Source organism: Thermus brockianus (assembly GCF_001880325.1).
Lineage (GTDB): Bacteria > Deinococcota > Deinococci > Deinococcales > Thermaceae > Thermus > Thermus brockianus.
Map to the genome: position 1 here is coordinate 483814 of NZ_CP016312.1, position 15460 is coordinate 499273.

The following is a 15460-nucleotide window of genomic DNA, read 5'->3' on the forward strand; positions in this document are numbered from 1 at the left end:
GTCCCTCTAGGGTATAGTAGGCCCCGTGGAATGGGACCTTTCCGACCTCTATAGCGGCCCCGAGGACCCGGGGATCCCGAAGGACCTCGAGGCCGCCCTCGCCCTGGCAGAAGGGCTAGACCCCGAGGACCTCTTTTCCCCGGAAAAAGCCCTAGACCTTTTCCGCCGGTACGAGGAGGCCCTGGAGAAGGCCTACAAGCCCCTCAACTTCGCCAGCCTCTACTTTGCCACCCGCACCCAGGACCCCACGGCCAAGGCCCTTTTGGACCGGGTGCGGAACCGCTTCACCGAGGTGCGCAACCGCCTCGTGCCCCTGGAGGTGGCCTTGAGGCGGCTTCCGGAGGAGGCCTTTAAGGCCCTCCTGGACCACCCAGGCCTGGCCGATCTCCGCCACTTCCTCCTGAGGCAGCGGGCCTACGCCCCCTTTACCCTTTCGGAAAGGGAGGAGGAGCTTTTGAACCTGAAGGCCCTGGTGGGCAGGAGCGCCTGGAGCCAGTTCTACACGGAGTACACGGGCCGCTTCCGCTTCCAGGTGGGGGGGAAGGAGCTCACGGAGATGGAGGTGCGCGCCCTCCGCCGCGACCCCGACCCCGGGGTGCGGCGGGAGGCCCACGGGGCGCTTTACGGGAAACTTCTCGCCGAAGCCCCCACCCTGAGCGCCGTCTTCAACGCGGTCTATCTGGACTACCTCCAGGAGCTAAGGCTCAGGGGCTACCGCCACCCCCTGGAGCCCGTGGCCCTAAGGGACGAGGTGGAGGTAAGGGACATAGAGGCCCTCCTCGCCGCCACCGAGGCCCACTACCCCCTGGTGGAGGCCTACTACCGCTTCAAGGCCAAGCGGCTCGGCCAGGAGAAGACGCCAAGCCCAGACCTCCTCGCCCCCCTAGGGGAGAAGCCCAAGGTGCCCTTTGAGGAGGCGAAGGCCTTGGTCCTCGAGGCCTTCCGCCGCTTCTCCCCCGAGATGGAGGCCATCGCCCGGGAGTTCTTTGACAGGCGCTGGATAGATGTCTACCCCAGGCCCGGCAAGCGGGGCGGGGCCTTCTGCTCCGGGGGGCTCCCCTCCACCCACCCCTACGTCCTCCTCAACCACACGGACGACCTGGACAGCGCCCACACCCTGGCCCACGAGCTCGGGCACGGGGTGCACTTCTACCTGGCGCGCCGGCAACGCCTCCTCAACTTCGGGGCCTCCACCCCTCTGGCGGAAACGGCCAGCGTGTTCGCCGAAATCCTCCTGGACGACCTCCTCATGGAAAGGCTCTCCGGGGAGGAAAGGACCCTCCTCCTGGCCGAGCGGGTGGAGGACGCCATCAACACCCTCTTCCGCCAGGTGATGTACACCTTCTTTGAACGGAAAAGCCTGGAGGCCAGGAAGGAGGGCGCCCTCTCCCCCGAGGCCTTCCACGAGCTTTGGCAGCGGGAGCAGGAGAGGCTTTACGGCGACGCCGTGGCCTGGACGGAGCTGGACCAAGCGGCCTGGGCGGGCATCCCCCACTTCGTCCACTACCGGTTCTACACCTACAGCTACGCCCTCGGGTACCTGGTGGTCCTCGCCCTTTACGGCCGCTACCTGGAGGAGGGGAAGGCCTTCGTGCCCAAGTACCTGGAGGTCCTCAGCGCCGGGGAAAGCCAAGGCCCTAAGGAAATCCTCAGGCAAGCCGGGGTGGAGCTCGCCTCGGAGGACTTCTTCCGCTACGGCTTCGGGGTCCTGGAGGCTTGGCTAAAGGCCCTTTCTTAGGCGAGAATAAGGGGATGGACCTCGTCTACCGGCCCGAGCGCTACCCCTTTCTCACCCGGGACCTCCCCGGGGTGGGTGGGGTCATCCGGGTGGAGCCGAAGGACTTCCAGGTGGAGGAGGTGCCCGCCTACCTGCCCCAAGGGGAAGGGGAGCACCTCTACCTCCTCTTGGAAAAGGAAGGCCGCACCACCCGGGAGGTCCTGGAGTTCCTGCGGGACGCGGTGGGGGTGCCGGAGAAGGAGATCGGGGTGGCGGGGCTTAAAGACAAGCACGCCCGCACCCGGCAGTGGTTTTCCATTCCCCGCAAGTACGAGGACGCCCTGTGCCTCCTGGAAAACCTCCAGGGGGTAAGGCTCCTCGCCGCCGACCTCCACACCAACAAGCTCCGCACGGGCCACCTCAAGGGAAACCGCTTCCGGATCCTCATCCGGGGGGCGCGGGACCGGGAAAGGGCCGAGGCCATCCTGCGCCGCCTGGAGGAAAAGGGGGTCCCCAACTACTACGGGCCCCAGCGCTTCGGCCTTGGCGGGCTCAACCCGGTGAGGGGGTACGAGCTAGTGAAGAAGGGCAAGGGGCGGGGAAGCCCCTGGCTCAAGCGCTTCCTCATCGGCAGCCTGCAAAGCCTCCTCTTCAACGAGTGGGTGGCCCTCAGGATGGAGCGGGGGCTTTACGACCGGGTCGTCCCCGGGGACTGGGCCAAGAAGCACGCCACGGGGGGGAGTTCTTGGTGGAAAGGCCGGAGGAGGCGGAAAGGGCCCTGAGGTTGGAAATCAGCGCCACGGGGCCCCTTTTCGGCAAAAAGTACCCGGAGGCCCAAGGGGCGGCGCGGGCCCTGGAGGACGAGATCCTAGCCCGCTTTGACCTAAGGCGGGAAGACTTCCGGGCCCGCCGGGGGGCCCGGCGGCCCATCCGGGTACCCCTCACGGAGTGGCACCTCGAGGAAAGCCCAGAGGGCCTTTGGCTCGCCTTCTTCCTCCCCAAGGGGAGCTACGCCACGAGCCTCCTCCGGGAGGTGATGAAGGTGGAGGTGGACGCCCCCGAAGAGAACGAGGGGGAGGAAGAAACCCCTCCCCCTCGGGACCTTTCCGCCTAGAAGCGGTAGCCGAGCTTCATCTGGGCGGCTAAAACCCCGCCGGCAAGCCCCACATCCCCGCCCAGGAAGAGGGGAGCCCCCAGGGCCGCCTTCAGGTCGTACTCGGCGTGGGCGCGGAAGTAGAACTTGGCATCGCTAAACCCAGGGACGACCACCCCCAGGCCCACGCCGGCCCTAAGCCCCTCCGCCACGGGGTAGAGGTAGCGGAAGAGGAAGGCCCCGTTCCAGGCGCCGCTCACCGTATACGCCACGTCCAAAGCGGGCCGGACCTCCCCCACCGGGGGCTGGAAGAGGAGGCAGTGCCAGGAAAGCTCCGCCCCAAAGCCCTGGGTGCCGCCCAACACGGCCAGGGAGGGCTTCAGGTTCTCCACGGAGAACTGGGCCGAGGCCAGCCCCAAGGCCACTATCAAACAGTCAAGCCCATCAAACCTCAAAGGCCTTTGCCAAGGCTGCTGGCAGGTTACCCCCAGGGAGCACCCGGTAGCCCCGCTCCCGCAGCACCCTTCCCACCGCCTCCCCCAGGCCCCGGGTGAGAATGGGGGGCGAGCCCAGGTTGAGCATGACCAGGAAGCCCACCACGTACTCGGCGAGCTCCTCCGGGGCCATGGGAGGGCCCCCCGTGCGCCCGTGGCCCGGGAGGTCCAGGAGGTAGAAGGTATACCCCTCGGGGAGGTCCTCGGGCCAGCGGGAAGCCTCCTCGGCGAGGAGGAGGACGGGCGGGCCCTGCCCCACCCGCTCAAAGACCAGGTGGAGCCCGTAGAGGTGGAGGTAGCCCCTCCGCCTCATAGGGCAAGCCCCCCGGGAAGCCGGAAGCTTTCCCCCAGGAGGAAGTCCGCCACCAAGGAGCGCACCTCCTCCCAAGCCTCCCAGGGGACGAAGTGGCCCGCCCCCTCTAGGGTGAAGCGCAAGGCCTCCCCCTTGGCGAAGTCCGCCGCCTCTTGGCCATGGTGGGGCGGGGTGAAGGCGTCCAGGGCGCCTTGGACCACCAGGACCCGGGCCTTTGTGCCCCTAAGCCAGCGCCGCTCGTCCCCAAGGCCCTCTACCTGCTCCAGCCAGAGCCGCACCTTCTCCTCGTCAAGCCCCTCCCGCCAGGCCTGGAAGACCTCCTCGCTTTCCGCCGCCAGGGGGCCAAAGAAGAGGGCCCGCCCGATGGTGGCAAACCCCTCCACCCCACCCCTTTCCAAGCCGAAGCGGAGGGCCCTTAGCTTGGCGGTGAGGAGGGCGTCCCGCCGGAGGATGGGGGAAAGGAGGACCAGGCTTTTCGCCTCCTCCCGGAAAGCCGCCCGCAAGGCCTCGAGGGCCCCCTCCCCGAAGGCCACCAGGTGGAGCCCCTCCTCCGCCGGAAGCCTCAGGAAGTCCAGCCCCGCCGGGGGGGAAAGGAGGCCGGGAAAGAGCCGCACCTCGCCCACGCCCCCTTTATACTCCAGGCCATGGAGCTTCCCGCCTTCCTGCAAAGGGAAACCCTGGACCAGACCCTCGGGGTGCGCTACCTGAAGCTCACCCCCGAGGAGGTGGTGGCGGAGCTGGAGGTATCCCCCAGGGTCCACCAGCCCTTCGGCTTCCTCCACGGCGGGGCCACGGTGGCCCTGGCGGAAAGCGTGGCCAGCGTGGGGGGGTTCCTCCACTGCCCCCCGGGGCACGCCGCCTTCGGCCTGGAGATCAACTGCAACCACATCCGCAAGAAGCAAGGGGGGGTCATCCGGGCCGTGGGCCGGCCCCTGCACGTGGGCCGCACCACCCAGGTCTGGGAGGTGAAGGTCTACGATGAGGCGGAACGCCTCATCGCCGCAAGCCGTTGCACCCTGGCGGTGGTGCCCCTAAAGCCAGGAAGTTAGCCAGGAAAGCCAGTTCCCGCCCAAAAAGCCCGCATCCCCTAGGGCCCGGAGGTCCCGGTGGCGCTCCAGGCCGAGGGGGGTGGCCTCGAGGCCAAACCCCCCGTCCCAGTCCGTGCCGAGGCCCACGCCCTTGGGCCCGAGGAGGCTTTCCGCATGGGCCTTGTGGCGGAGGAAGGCTTCCAAGGGAAGCCTCGCCATCCCCCGCCGCCAGCCGGGGTCCAGGAAGGCGTTGTAGGGCACGAGGCCCAAGACCCCGCCCCGCTCCCCCAAGGCCCTAAGGAGGGCGTCGGAGAGGTGCCGGGGGCTTGGGGAGAGGGCGCGGCAGTTGGCGTGGGTGGCGCAGACCGGCCCCCCATAGGCCCCAAGGGCCTCCCAGGCCGCCTCCTCCGCCAGGTGGGAGAGGTCTAGGGCCACCCCAAGCCGCTCCATCTCCCTGAGGAGGGCCTTCCCCTTTTCCGTGAGGGGCCCCTCCTCGGCGTTCCCCCCGGCGTAGGGGTTTCCCGTGGCCCAGGTGAGGGAAAGGAGCCTCAAGCCCCGCTCCCGAAGGGAAAGGAGGTCCTCCGGGGATTCCAGGGCGTGGGCGCCCTCCAGGAGGAGGATAAGCCCCAGGACGCCGTCTTCCGGGTAGCGGGCAAGGTGAAGGGCGAGATCCTTCCCCTCCCGTAGGAGGCGCACCAGGCCCCTTGCCTCCCAGGCCTCGTAGAGGGCGAGCTGGGCGTAGACCTCCTCCAGCCAGTCCTCCCTTCCCCCTTCCCGGGGGTCGGCGAAGAGGGTGGCGAAGGCCACCGCCACCCCCGCCTCCTTCAGGCTCGGCAGGGTCACCAAGGGGGTGTCGGGGTGGGGGTCCACCGCCCGAAGGGCCTCCAGGGGCAGGGTGAGGTCCCGGCCTAGGGCGCAGGCGTTATAGGCCAGGTCCAGGTGGGCGTCCACCATGACGGGCACCATAAGGGCACTCTACAATGGGGCTTGTGCGGCTTGAGGACCTTCCCCCCCTTCCCGAAGCCCCCGGGGTCTACCTCTGGAAGCGGGGGGAGGAGGTGCTCTATGTGGGCAAGGCCAAGAGCTTAAGGGCCCGGGTCAGGAGCTACTTCCACGCCGAGGGCAAGGCCCGGCGCATCGCCCAGGAGGCCACGGGGCTAGATTTCATCGCCACCCGGGACGAGGTGGAGGCCCTTCTCCTCGAGGCCAACCTCATCAAGGCCCACCGCCCCCCCTACAACGTCCTCCTCAAGGACGACAAACACTACCCCTTCCTCAAGCTCACCCGCGAGCCCTTCCCCACCCTGCTGGTGGTGCGGCGGGTGGAGGAGGACGGGGCCAAGTACTATGGCCCCTTCCCCGAGGCCGGCGCCCTAAGGCGCATCAAGACCCTCATTGACCGCCTCTTCCCCTTGCGCAAGAACTCGGGCTACCCCATGCGCCGGAGGCGCTACCCCTGCCTGAACCACAGCATGGGCCGCTGCCTCGCCCCTTGCGTGGGCAAGGCGGACCCCGAGGCCTACCGGGAGGTGGTGCGCCAGGTGGAGGCGGTTTTGGAGGGGAAGGTGGACTGGCTTTTGGCCCGCCTCGAGGCCCAGATGCGGGAGGCCGCCCGAAGGCTGGAGTTTGAGCGGGCGGCGGAGATCCGGGACCAGATGGAGGCCCTAAAGGCCTTCTTCGCCACGAGCCAGCAGGCCTTTGACCCGGAGCTTGGGGACTTGGACTTCCTGGGCCTGGCCCGGGCCGGGGCCTTGGCGGTGGTGCAGCTTTTCCAGGTGCGAAGCGGGCGGATCCTGGGCCGCATCAGCCGGGTGGTGGAGAAGGAGGAGGCCACGGACGAGGAGATCCTTTGGGCCTTCCTCCGGGACCACTACCTCGAGGCCTCCCCCCTCCCTCCCCTGGTCCTCCTCCCCTTTCCCCTGGAGGACCTCTCTGGGCTGGAGGCCCTCCTCCGCCGCCGCGCGGGGCGAAGGGTGGAGGTCCGGGTGCCCCAACGGGGAGAAAAGGCGAGGCTACTGGAGTTCGCCGAGAAGAATGCCCGCCTCACCCTGGAAACCGAGCTCAAGGCCCGGGAGCGCCGGGGGGACCACCCCGCCCTCAAGGCCCTCCAGGACCTCCTCGCCCTTTCCACCCGCCCCTTCCGCATGGAGGCCTACGACATAAGCCACCTCCAGGGCCAGGCCCGGGTCTTCTCCCTGGCGGTCTTTGAGGGGGGAAGGCCCAAGCGCCAGGAGTACCGCCGCATGCGCCTAAGGGCGGGGAACGACGACTACCAGGCCATGGAGGAAGGCGTCTACCGCCGCTACACGGGAAGCCTCAAGGAGATGCCCCTTCCCGACCTCCTCCTCATTGACGGGGGCTTGGGCCAGGTGCGGGCGGCGCAACGGGGGCTGGAGCGGGCCGGGCTTAGGATCCCCCTGGTGGGCCTGGCCAAGAAGGAAGAGGTCCTCGTCACCCCGGAAGGGCGGGAGATCCGCCTTCCCCTCACCCACCCCGCCCTAAGGCTCCTCATCCACCTGCGGGACGAGGCGCACCAAAACGGCCTCAAGCAGCACCAAAAGGACCGAAGCCGGGAGCTTTTCCGGGTGCTGGAGGGAATCCCCGGGATCGGGGAGGCCCGGCGGCGCCTCCTTTTGGAGCGCTACGGGGGCCTCAAGGCCCTCAAGGAAGCCCCCCTGGAGGAGCTCGCCCGCCTGCCGGGGATGAACCGCAAGGCGGCGGAGGCCCTCAAGGCCGCCTTAGGGGAGTTGCAGGCGGACGTGGAGCAAAAACAAACCACCTCCGCGTGAGAGCGGGCATTCCGCCCTATATCCTTTGGCCCCCGACCCCTATAACAGGGGCACCCCTCCTATTCTTGGGCCCCTCAACGCCACAGAGGCCCAATCCGGAGAGGCGTTTAAGGAATTTGTAAGGGGGCGGGTGCTACTGGTAAGGGTGAGCCTTCGGGCTCAGCGGAGGTGACAGGGTATGCAAAGGAAATTCTGGCTGAAGTGGCTTTGGAGCCTGCTGCTGGTTGGGTTGCTGACCATGCTCGCAGCATGCCAGCAAGGTGCGGGAGGCGGCAACGGTGCGGCCTTGGGTGATCCGGACTTTAGCCTGGTCCTCAGCAAAGCTCGGGTGGAGTTGCCGTTTGGCACAGGGCAGGAAGAAGTGTTGGTCCAGGTGGTGGCCAAGAATGGGTTTAACGGAGCCGTTTCTTTGAGCTTGGAGGGAGTGCCTCAAGGCCTAGAGGTAGCTTTTAATGCTAATAGCGTCACTCCCCAGTCAACCCAGGTGGTAACCGGCATAGGAGCCACCACCTTGGTACTGGGAAGGGGCTCTGCTCCGTCAGGGGAATATACCGTCAAGGTGGTTGGAGTAAGCGGTGCCCTGCGCCGGGAAGCCACCCTGCACCTAAGCATCCCCTCCTCCCTGGTGCCGAACCGCGTCTACGACTTCTCCCAGGGCATTCCCAGCGACTGGACAGTCCTGGACCACACCGGCAATGGCGGTTGGACCACGGTAGACGAGTGCAACCGAAATAGCGATTATGGTCCCCTGGACCCGATTGTGCCGCCTTTCGCCATTATTGACTCAGACTGCCTCGGTGAGGTAGATGTGGACACCGAACTCCGCACGCCACCCTTGAACCTCTCCGGCTACGCCACCGTGAGGCTCAAGTTTGACCACTACTTCTACTTCAACGAAAACGAAATTGGCGACGTGGATGTCAGCACCGATGGGGGCAATACCTGGATAAACGTGGCCCGCTTTCAAGGAGAAGATGTGGGTCCGGAAACGCACACGGTAGACATTTCCAACATCGCCGCGGGGCAGCCCAACGTCATCATTCGCTTCCGCTACTACGATGCCAACTATGACTGGTTCTGGATCGTGGACAACATCCTCATAGAGGCCCAATAGCGTCCGCAACCGCATAGGAGGGAGGGTGACCCCCTCCTTTCTTTGCTTTAGCCTCGAACTACCCTTCCGGGGCATATTCCCCCCGAAACGGCATGAAGCCCTTATGATGAGGCCCTGATGGTGCGCCGCGCCCTGGAAGAGGCCATACACGAAGCCCTGAAGGAGATGGGCCTGGAGCTAAAGCCCAAGGTGGCCCGGGCCCCCAAGGACAAACCCGGGGACTACGGGGTTCCCCTCTTCGCCCTGGCCAAGGAGCTCAAGAAACCCCCCCAGGCCATCGCCCAGGAGCTAAAGGAACGCCTAAAGCTTCCCCCCTTTGTGGAGGAGGCCGTCCCCGTGGGGGGGTACCTGAACTTCCGCCTGCGCACGGAAGCCCTCCTCCTCGAGGCCCTAAAGGAGAAGAAGCCCTTCCCCAAGCGGGAAGGCCTGGTGCTCATTGAGCACACCTCGGTGAACCCCAACAAGGAGCTCCACGTGGGCCACCTGCGGAACATCGCCCTGGGGGACGCCCTGGCCCGCATCCTGGCCTACGCCGGGCGGGAGGTCCTGGTCCTCAACTACATTGACGACACCGGCCGCCAGGCGGCGGAAACCCTCTTCGCCCTGAGGCACTACGGCCTCACCTGGGATGGGAAGGAGAAGTACGATCACTTCGCTGGCAGGGCCTACGTGCGCCTCCACCAGGACCCGGATTACGAAAGGCTCCAGCTGGGGATTGAGGAGGTCCTCCACGCCCTGGAACGGGGGGAGCTCAGGGAGGAGGTGAACCGCATCCTTTTGGCCCAGCTCGCCACCATGCACGCCCTGAACGCCCACTATGACCTTTTGGTCTGGGAGTCGGACATCGTGCGGGCGGGGCTTTTGGGGAAGGCTTTGGCCCTTTTGCAGCAAAGCCCTTACGTCTTCCGCCCGCAGGAGGGCAAGTACGCCGGGGCCCTGGTCATGGACGCTAGCCCCTTCATCCCGGGGCTGGAGGACCCCCACTTCGTCCTGGTGCGCTCCGGGGGCGCCGCCACCTACTACGCCAAGGACATCGCCTTCCAGTTCTGGAAGATGGGGCTTTTGGAGGGCCTCCGCTTCCGCCCCTACGAGAACCCCTTCTACCCCGGCCTAAGGACGAGCGCCCCCGAGGGGGAGGCCTACACCCCCAGGGCCCGGGAAACCATCAACGTCATAGACGTGCGCCAAAGCCACCCCCAGGCCCTGGTACGGGCCGCCTTGGCCCTGGTGGGCCACCCCGAGCTCGCCCAAGGGGCCTTCCACCTGGCCTACGAGACGGTGCTCCTCGAGGGCAAGCAGATGTCGGGAAGGAAGGGCGTGGCGGTGAGCGTGGACGAGGTGCTGGAGGAGGCGAAGCGCAGGGCCTTGGCCATCGTGGAGGAGAAGAACCCCGAGCACCCCGCCAAGGAGGAGGCGGCAGCGATGGTGGCCCTCGGGGCCATCCGCTTCGCCATGGTGAAGACGGAGCCCAAAAAGCAGATTGACTTCCGCTACAGCGAAGCCCTCTCCTTTGACGGGGACACGGGGCCTTACATCCAGTACGCCCACGCCCGGGCCCACAGCATCCTGCGCAAGGCCGGGATGTGGGGCGAGCCGGACCTCACCCAAGCCACCCCCTACGAAAGGGCCCTGGCCCTAAGCCTTTTGGACTTTGAGGAGGCGGTCTTGGAGGCGGCGGAGGAAAAGACCCCCCACGTCCTCGCCCAGTACCTCCTGGACCTCTCGGCGGCCTGGAACGCCTACTACAACGCCAAGGAAGGGGGCCAGCCCGCCACCCCCGTCCTCACCGCCCCCGAGGGCCTGCGGGAGCTACGGCTTGGCCTGGTGCAGCGCCTTCAGGAAACCCTTGAGGCGGGCCTCGGCCTCCTCGGCATCCCCGCCCCCGAGGTAATGTAAGGCCATGCGCCTCGCCCTCCTGGCCCTCCTCCTCCTCTTCGCCTTGGGGCAGCGCCTCACCTCCCCCGAGGAGGTGGCGCGCAGCCAGGTGATCAAGAAGGCCCTGCCCGCGGTGGTGCGCATCCAGGGCACCCCCACCGCCCCCGGGGAAGACCAGGTGGTGGGCACGGGCTTCTTCGTGAGCCCTTTCCGGGTGGTGACCAACTACCACGTGGTGCGGGACCTGGCCGACCTCACCGTGCGCTTAACAGACGGGCGCACCTTTCCCGCCGAAACCTTCGCCGTGGATCCGGGGATTGACCTGGCCCTCCTCACGGTGAAGGGGGTCCAGGCCCCGGGGATCCTCGCCTTCAGCAAGGCCCCGGCGGCCAGCCTCCCCTTGGGGATGGGGCTGGTGCTGGTGGGCTTCCCCTACGGCCAGGGGCCCTTGGCCTCCTACGGCATCCTGGCCGGGTTGGGCCCCCTGGAGGTCCCCACCCCCGACCCCAGCATCGGGGCCGAGGTGGGGGAGTACCTCTTCACCGACGCCCCCCTCACCGTGGGGAACTCGGGAAGCCCCCTTTTGAACCTGCAGGGGGAGGTGGTGGGGGTGGTGGCGGACGTGGTGGGGGGGCCCTCCGGGGTGGGGGGGATTGGGGTGGCCATCCCGGCGGAGCTCGCCGCCCAGAGCGTCCAGGACCTGGAGCGCTTCGGCATCCCCCAGCGGGGGTGGCTTGGGGCCAGCCTGGTGAGCCTGGAGGAGCTTCCCCCGGTCCTCCTCCGGGCCGTGGGCCTCACCACCACCCAAGGGGCCATGGTGGACCGGGTGGAGCCGGGTAGCCCCGCCGCCCGGGCGGGGCTTAGGGGGGCGCAGCGGGACGCCCAGGGGCGGCTTGTGGCCCTGGGGGACGTGATCCTGGCGGTGAACGGCAAGGCGGTGAAGGACAAGGCGGAGGTGGTGCGGCTCATCGCCCGCTACCGCCCGGGGGACCGGGTGCGCCTCACCCTGTGGCGGGAAGGGCGGCGCCTCGAGGCCACCCTGACCCTGGTGGCCCGGCCCAGGAGGTGAGGCGTGTACGTGGCCATTGAAGGCCCCATCGGCGTGGGCAAGACCACCCTGGCCCGGCTCCTGGCCGAGGCCCTGGGGGCGGAGCCCCTTCTGGAGGTGGTGGAGGAAAACCCCTTCTTGCCCCTCTTCTACCAAGACCCCAAGCGCTACGCCTTCAAGGCGCAGGCCTTCTTCCTCCTCTCCCGCTACCGGCAGCTTTCCCGCTTAAAGGAAAGGCCCCTCTTCGGCGGGGTGGTGGCGGACTACCTCTTTGACAAGGACGCCCTCTTCGCCAGCCTCACCCTGGAGGGCGCCGAGTGGGACCTCTACCTGGAGCTTTACCGGGAGCTTTCCCCGAGGCTTCCCGCTCCCGACCTCACCCTTTACCTAAGGGCCCCGGTCCCCGTGCTCCTTGAGCGCATCCGGAAGCGGGGAAGGCCCTTTGAGGCCGGGATAGACCCCGCCTACCTGGAAGCCCTTTCCGAGGCCTACGAGCGCCACTTCGCCCGCTATCCCCATCCCCTCTTGGTCCTCGAGGCAGACCAACTGGACTATTCCCAGGAAGGCCCCGACCGGGAGCGGGTGGTGGCCCTGGTGAAGGCCCACCTTTCCCTTGGGGTATAGCATGTACGTGGCCATCGCCGGCAACATCGGAAGCGGCAAGAGCTCCCTCACCGCCCTCCTCGCCGAAACCTTCGGGCTCAAGCCCGTGTACGAGGCGGTGAGCGAAAACCCCTACCTGGAGGACTTCTACCGGGACATGGGGGCCTACGCCTTCCCCTCCCAGGTCTTCTTCCTGGCCAGGCGGGTGCGGCAACACCTCCTGGAGGTGAACGGAAGCCCCCGCGTGGTCCAGGACCGCACCCTCTACGAGGACGCCTTCGTCTTCGCGCAGAACCTCTACCTTGAAGGCCACCTCTCCGAGCGGGACTGGCGGACCTACCTGGAGCTTTTCCACGGCGTGGCCCCCGCCCTGCGCAAGCCCGACCTCCTCATCTACCTCCGGGCAAGCCTCCCCACCTTAAGGAGGCGCATCGCCAAGCGGGGCCGCCCCTATGAGCGGGGCATCCCCGACGGCTACCTCCTCGCCCTCAACCGCCTTTACGAGGAGCTCGTGGCCTCTTGGGAACTCTCCCCGGTCCACGTGGTGGACGGGGACCAGGTGGACTTCGTGGAGGATGAGGGGGCCAAGGAGGCCCTCCTCAGCGCCCTAAGCCCCCTCTTGCGGCCATGACCCTGAAGGAGCTCTTCGCCCCCTTTGGCCTCGAGGCCCCGCCCCAGGAGGTGCGGGGCATCACCCTGGACTCCAGGCGGGTGGCCCCCGGCTTCGTCTTCGTGGCCGTCCCCGGGGTGCCCCTCCCCCACCGCAAGCCCCTGGACGGGCACGCCTTCATCCCCGAGGCCCTGGCCCGGGGGGCCATCGCCGTGGTGGGGGAAAAGGACCTATCCCTGCCCGTGCCCTACCTCCGGGTGAAAGACGCCCGCCTGGCCATAGCCCTCCTCGCCCGGCGCTTTTACCGCGAGCCCGACGCCCTCCTCGCCCTCTTCGGCGTCACCGGCTCCAAGGGCAAGAGCACCACGGCAAGCCTCCTCCACCACCTCCTCCAGGCGGGAGGGGTGAAGGCGGCGCTCCTCTCCACCGTGGGCCTGAGGCTGGGGAGGAAGCAAGGCCCCCCTTGGGCCACTTCACCACCCCCGAGGCCCCCGAGGTCTACGCCTTCCTCCGGGAGGCGGCGGACCGGGGGCTAAAGGCGGCGGTGCTGGAGGTTTCCAGCCACGCCCTGGCGCTCAAACGGGTGGAGGGGCTTGCCTACCGGGTGGGGCTTTTCGTGAGCTTCTACCCCGACGACCACCTGGACCTCCACGGCACGGCGGAAAACTACTTCCGGGCCAAGGCCCTTTTGGTGGAGCGCTCGGAGGTGGCGGTGCTCCACACGAGCCTCCCCCACCTGGAAGCCCTAAGGAAGCGGCCCCACCTCCTGGTGGGCCCCGGGGGGAGGTGTGGGCGGAAGGCGTAAGGGAGGAGGCAGAGGGGCTTCGCTTTCGCCTCCAAAGCCCCTGGGGCCAGGGCGAGGCCTTCCTGCCCCTCCTGGGGCCCTACAACGTGGACAACGCCCTCATGGCCCTGGCGGCGGCCCTCCACTTTGGGATTTCCCTGGAAGAGGCCCTAGCGGGCCTTGCCACCTTCCCCGGGGTGCCGGGAAGGATGGAGGTGGTGCAGAAGGCCCCCTTCCGGGTGGTGATAGACTTCGCCCACACGGGGAAAAGCCTGGAAGAGGCCCTCAAGACCCTAAGGCGCACCACCCGGGGAAGGCTTCTCCTCGTGGTGGGGGCGGCGGGGGAGCGGGACCCGCAGAGGCGGGAGGACATCGGCCGGGTGGCGGCCCGCCTCGCCGACCTCACCTTCTTCACCGAGGAGGACCACCGCACGGAGCCCCTGGAGGCGATCCTTAGCGCCCTGGCGGAGGCGGCCCGGCGGGAAGGGGGGAGGTTCCGGATCGTGCCGGACCGCCGGGAGGCCATTCTCCAAGCGGTCCTCGAGGCCCAGGAGGGGGACACCGTCCTCCTCGCCGGCAAGGGGCACGAGAACAGCTTAGAAAGGGGCCAAGAAGCCCTCCCCTGGAACGAGCGGGAGGTGGCGGAGGAAGCCCTCAGGATGCGGGGGCTTTAGCGGGCAGGGGGGGCGTGAGGGCCTGAAGCCAGCGGGCGAAGGCGGAAAGGCCCCGCTGGTACATGGCCTCCCGCTTTTCCCGCTTCCCCATCCGCCCCTCCACGGGGGGCACCAGGCCCCAGTTGGCGTACATGGGCTGGAAGCCCTCGGGGTTGGCCGTGGCCAGGTAGCGGACCAGACCCCCCAAGAGGCTTTCCTCGGGCGGGGCCACGGGGGAAAGGCCTAGGGCCCGCCTTGCGGCGTTGAGCCCCGCCAGAAAACCGGTGGCGGCGCTTTCCAAGTACCCCTCCACCCCGGCGAGGACCCCAGCGGCGAAGAGGCCCTCCGCCCCCTGGAACTCCAGGGTCTCCCGGAGGAGCCTCGGGGCGTTGAGGTAGGTGTTCCGGTGCATCACCCCGTAGCGCACGATCTCGGCGTTTTCCAGGCCGGGGATCATCTGGATGAGGCGCTTTTGCTCCGGCCACTTGAGCCCCGTCTGGAAGCCCACCAGGCTCCAAAGCCGCCCCGCCTTGTCCTCCTGGCGGAGCTGCACCACGGCGAAAGGCTCCTTCCCCGTGCGGGGGTCCTTGAGCCCCACGGGCTTCAGGGGGCCAAAGAGAAGGGTCTGGTACCCCCTTTGGGCCAGCTCCTCCACCGGCACGCAGGCCTCAAAGAACTGCAGGTTCTCCCACTCGTGGGGCACGTGCCGCTCCGCGGCCACCAAGGCCTCGTAAAAGCGGCGGTACTCCTCCTCCGTCATGGGGCAATTCAGGTAGTCAGCGCTTTGGCCGTAGCGCCCGGCGCGGAAGCACTTGCTGAGGTCAACGCTCTCGTAGAGCACCACGGGGCTTGCGGCGTCGTAGTAGGAGAGGAAGTGGTCCCCGAAACGGCGCTTCAGGGCCTCGGCCAGGGGCTCGGCGGTGAGGGGCCCCGTGGCCAAGACGGTGAGGCCTTCCGGGATCTCCCTCACCTCCTCCCGCACCAGTTCCAGCAGGGGGTGGCGGGAAAGCCTTTCCGTGATGAAGTGGCCAAACTCCTCCCGGTCCACGGCCAAGGCCCCCCGGCGGGGACCCGGGCCCTTTCCGCCGCCTCCATGACGAGGCTTCCCGCAAGGCGCATCTCCGCCTGCAAAAGCCCCTTGGCGTTGGCCATGCCCTCCCCGCCCAGGGAGTTGGAGCAGACGAGTTCGGCCAGAAGCCCCGTGGCGTGGGCCGGGGTCATGCGCTTCGGGCGCATCTCGTAAAGCCGCACGGGGATGCCCAGGCGCAAAAGGGTCCAGGCGGCCTCGCTTCCCGCAAGGCCCCCGCCCACCACGTTCACCCGTTCCATCCTTTAGATG

General features: G+C 67.9%; 12 protein-coding genes and 3 pseudogenes. 10 read left to right on the plus strand and 5 right to left on the minus strand.

Going from position 1 to position 15460, the window contains the following annotated elements:
* The first annotated feature begins 25 nt into the window (after positions 1 to 25).
* Both A0O31_RS02440 and truD read left to right on the plus strand, forming a co-directional pair.
* Entirely contained in the window at positions 26 to 1738 is a 1713-nt protein-coding gene (locus tag A0O31_RS02440) for a M3 family oligoendopeptidase (protein WP_071676530.1), read from the plus strand.
* Positions 1739 to 1752: 14 nt separating this feature from the next.
* A pseudogene (gene truD, locus A0O31_RS02445) lies at positions 1753 to 2831 on the plus strand (tRNA pseudouridine(13) synthase TruD).
* Here truD and A0O31_RS02450 read toward each other — a convergent pair.
* From A0O31_RS02450 to A0O31_RS02460, 3 genes are read right to left on the minus strand one after another with little or no spacing between them, the layout of a single operon-like run.
* Positions 2828 to 3235: a hypothetical protein gene (locus A0O31_RS02450; protein WP_420833566.1), complete on the minus strand. Its 408-nt coding sequence runs from the start codon at positions 3233 to 3235 to the stop codon at positions 2828 to 2830. The pseudogene truD and the gene A0O31_RS02450 overlap by 4 nt on opposite strands.
* A 19-nt stretch (positions 3236 to 3254) precedes the next feature.
* Positions 3255 to 3617 carry an alpha/beta fold hydrolase gene (locus tag A0O31_RS02455; protein ID WP_071676532.1) on the minus strand — a complete coding sequence of 121 codons (363 nt, stop codon included), beginning with the start codon at positions 3615 to 3617 and terminating at the stop codon, positions 3255 to 3257.
* Positions 3614 to 4240, minus strand: a complete 627-nt coding sequence (locus A0O31_RS02460) for an alpha/beta hydrolase (protein WP_071676533.1) — start codon at positions 4238 to 4240, stop codon at positions 3614 to 3616. The genes A0O31_RS02455 and A0O31_RS02460 overlap by 4 nt, the downstream gene beginning before the upstream one ends.
* A gap of 21 nt (positions 4241 to 4261) precedes the next feature.
* Here A0O31_RS02460 and A0O31_RS02465 point away from each other — a divergent pair, with 21 nt between their 5' ends.
* Positions 4262 to 4666: a PaaI family thioesterase gene (locus A0O31_RS02465; RefSeq protein WP_071676534.1), complete on the plus strand. Its 405-nt coding sequence runs from the start codon at positions 4262 to 4264 to the stop codon at positions 4664 to 4666.
* On the opposite strand, the gene A0O31_RS02470 is transcribed toward A0O31_RS02465, so the two are convergent.
* Entirely contained in the window at positions 4649 to 5611 is a 963-nt protein-coding gene (locus A0O31_RS02470; RefSeq protein ID WP_071676535.1) for a dipeptidase, read from the minus strand. The two genes, A0O31_RS02465 and A0O31_RS02470, sit on opposite strands and share 18 nt — an antisense overlap.
* 14 nt (positions 5612 to 5625) lie before the next feature.
* On the opposite strand from A0O31_RS02470, the gene uvrC reads away from it, so the two are divergent.
* The 7 genes and pseudogenes from uvrC to A0O31_RS02505 all read left to right on the plus strand — a co-directional run bounded on the left by uvrC (position 5626) and on the right by A0O31_RS02505 (position 14142).
* Positions 5626 to 7434: an excinuclease ABC subunit UvrC gene (uvrC, locus tag A0O31_RS02475; protein WP_071676536.1), complete on the plus strand. Its 1809-nt coding sequence runs from the start codon at positions 5626 to 5628 to the stop codon at positions 7432 to 7434.
* 178 nt (positions 7435 to 7612) lie between these two features.
* Positions 7613 to 8548, plus strand: coding sequence for a hypothetical protein (locus A0O31_RS02480; RefSeq protein ID WP_071676537.1), 936 nt, complete (start codon positions 7613 to 7615; stop codon positions 8546 to 8548).
* 117 nt (positions 8549 to 8665) lie between these two features.
* Positions 8666 to 10444 (plus strand): arginine--tRNA ligase, encoded by a 1779-nt coding sequence (locus tag A0O31_RS02485; RefSeq protein WP_071676538.1) that lies wholly within the window; start codon positions 8666 to 8668, stop codon positions 10442 to 10444.
* A 4-nt stretch (positions 10445 to 10448) separates the two neighbouring features.
* Complete coding sequence (locus A0O31_RS02490; protein ID WP_039458688.1) at positions 10449 to 11492, plus strand: S1C family serine protease; 1044 nt, start codon at positions 10449 to 10451, stop codon at positions 11490 to 11492.
* Positions 11493 to 11495: 3 nt separating this feature from the next.
* Complete coding sequence (locus tag A0O31_RS02495; RefSeq protein WP_071676539.1) at positions 11496 to 12095, plus strand: deoxynucleoside kinase; 600 nt, start codon at positions 11496 to 11498, stop codon at positions 12093 to 12095.
* Position 12096: 1 nt separating this feature from the next.
* Positions 12097 to 12705, plus strand: a complete 609-nt coding sequence (locus A0O31_RS02500) for a deoxynucleoside kinase (protein WP_071676540.1) — start codon at positions 12097 to 12099, stop codon at positions 12703 to 12705.
* Positions 12702 to 14142 (plus strand): annotated as a pseudogene (locus tag A0O31_RS02505) (Mur ligase family protein). Before A0O31_RS02500 ends, A0O31_RS02505 begins: the two are co-directional and overlap by 4 nt.
* Here the strand turns inward: A0O31_RS02505 and trmFO are convergent.
* Positions 14123 to 15450, minus strand: a pseudogene (gene trmFO / locus A0O31_RS02510) (methylenetetrahydrofolate--tRNA-(uracil(54)-C(5))-methyltransferase (FADH(2)-oxidizing) TrmFO). The pseudogenes A0O31_RS02505 and trmFO overlap by 20 nt on opposite strands.
* Positions 15451 to 15460 lie beyond the last annotated feature (10 nt).

Excerpts from the sequence above, each read along its gene's own strand:
- A0O31_RS02500 (WP_071676540.1), top strand. The coding sequence starts at position 12,097 with ATGTACGTGGCCATCGCCGGCAACATCGGAAGCGGCAAGAGCTCCCTC.
- A0O31_RS02485 (WP_071676538.1), top strand. The coding sequence starts at position 8,666 with ATGGTGCGCCGCGCCCTGGAAGAGGCCATACACGAAGCCCTGAAGGAG.
- A0O31_RS02470 (WP_071676535.1), bottom strand. The coding sequence starts at position 5,611 with ATGGTGCCCGTCATGGTGGACGCCCACCTGGACCTGGCCTATAACGCC.
- A0O31_RS02480 (WP_071676537.1), top strand. The coding sequence starts at position 7,613 with ATGCAAAGGAAATTCTGGCTGAAGTGGCTTTGGAGCCTGCTGCTGGTT.
- A0O31_RS02465 (WP_071676534.1), top strand. The coding sequence starts at position 4,262 with ATGGAGCTTCCCGCCTTCCTGCAAAGGGAAACCCTGGACCAGACCCTC.
- A0O31_RS02455 (WP_071676532.1), bottom strand. The coding sequence starts at position 3,617 with ATGAGGCGGAGGGGCTACCTCCACCTCTACGGGCTCCACCTGGTCTTT.
- A0O31_RS02490 (WP_039458688.1), top strand. The coding sequence starts at position 10,449 with ATGCGCCTCGCCCTCCTGGCCCTCCTCCTCCTCTTCGCCTTGGGGCAG.
- uvrC (WP_071676536.1), top strand. The coding sequence starts at position 5,626 with ATGGGGCTTGTGCGGCTTGAGGACCTTCCCCCCCTTCCCGAAGCCCCC.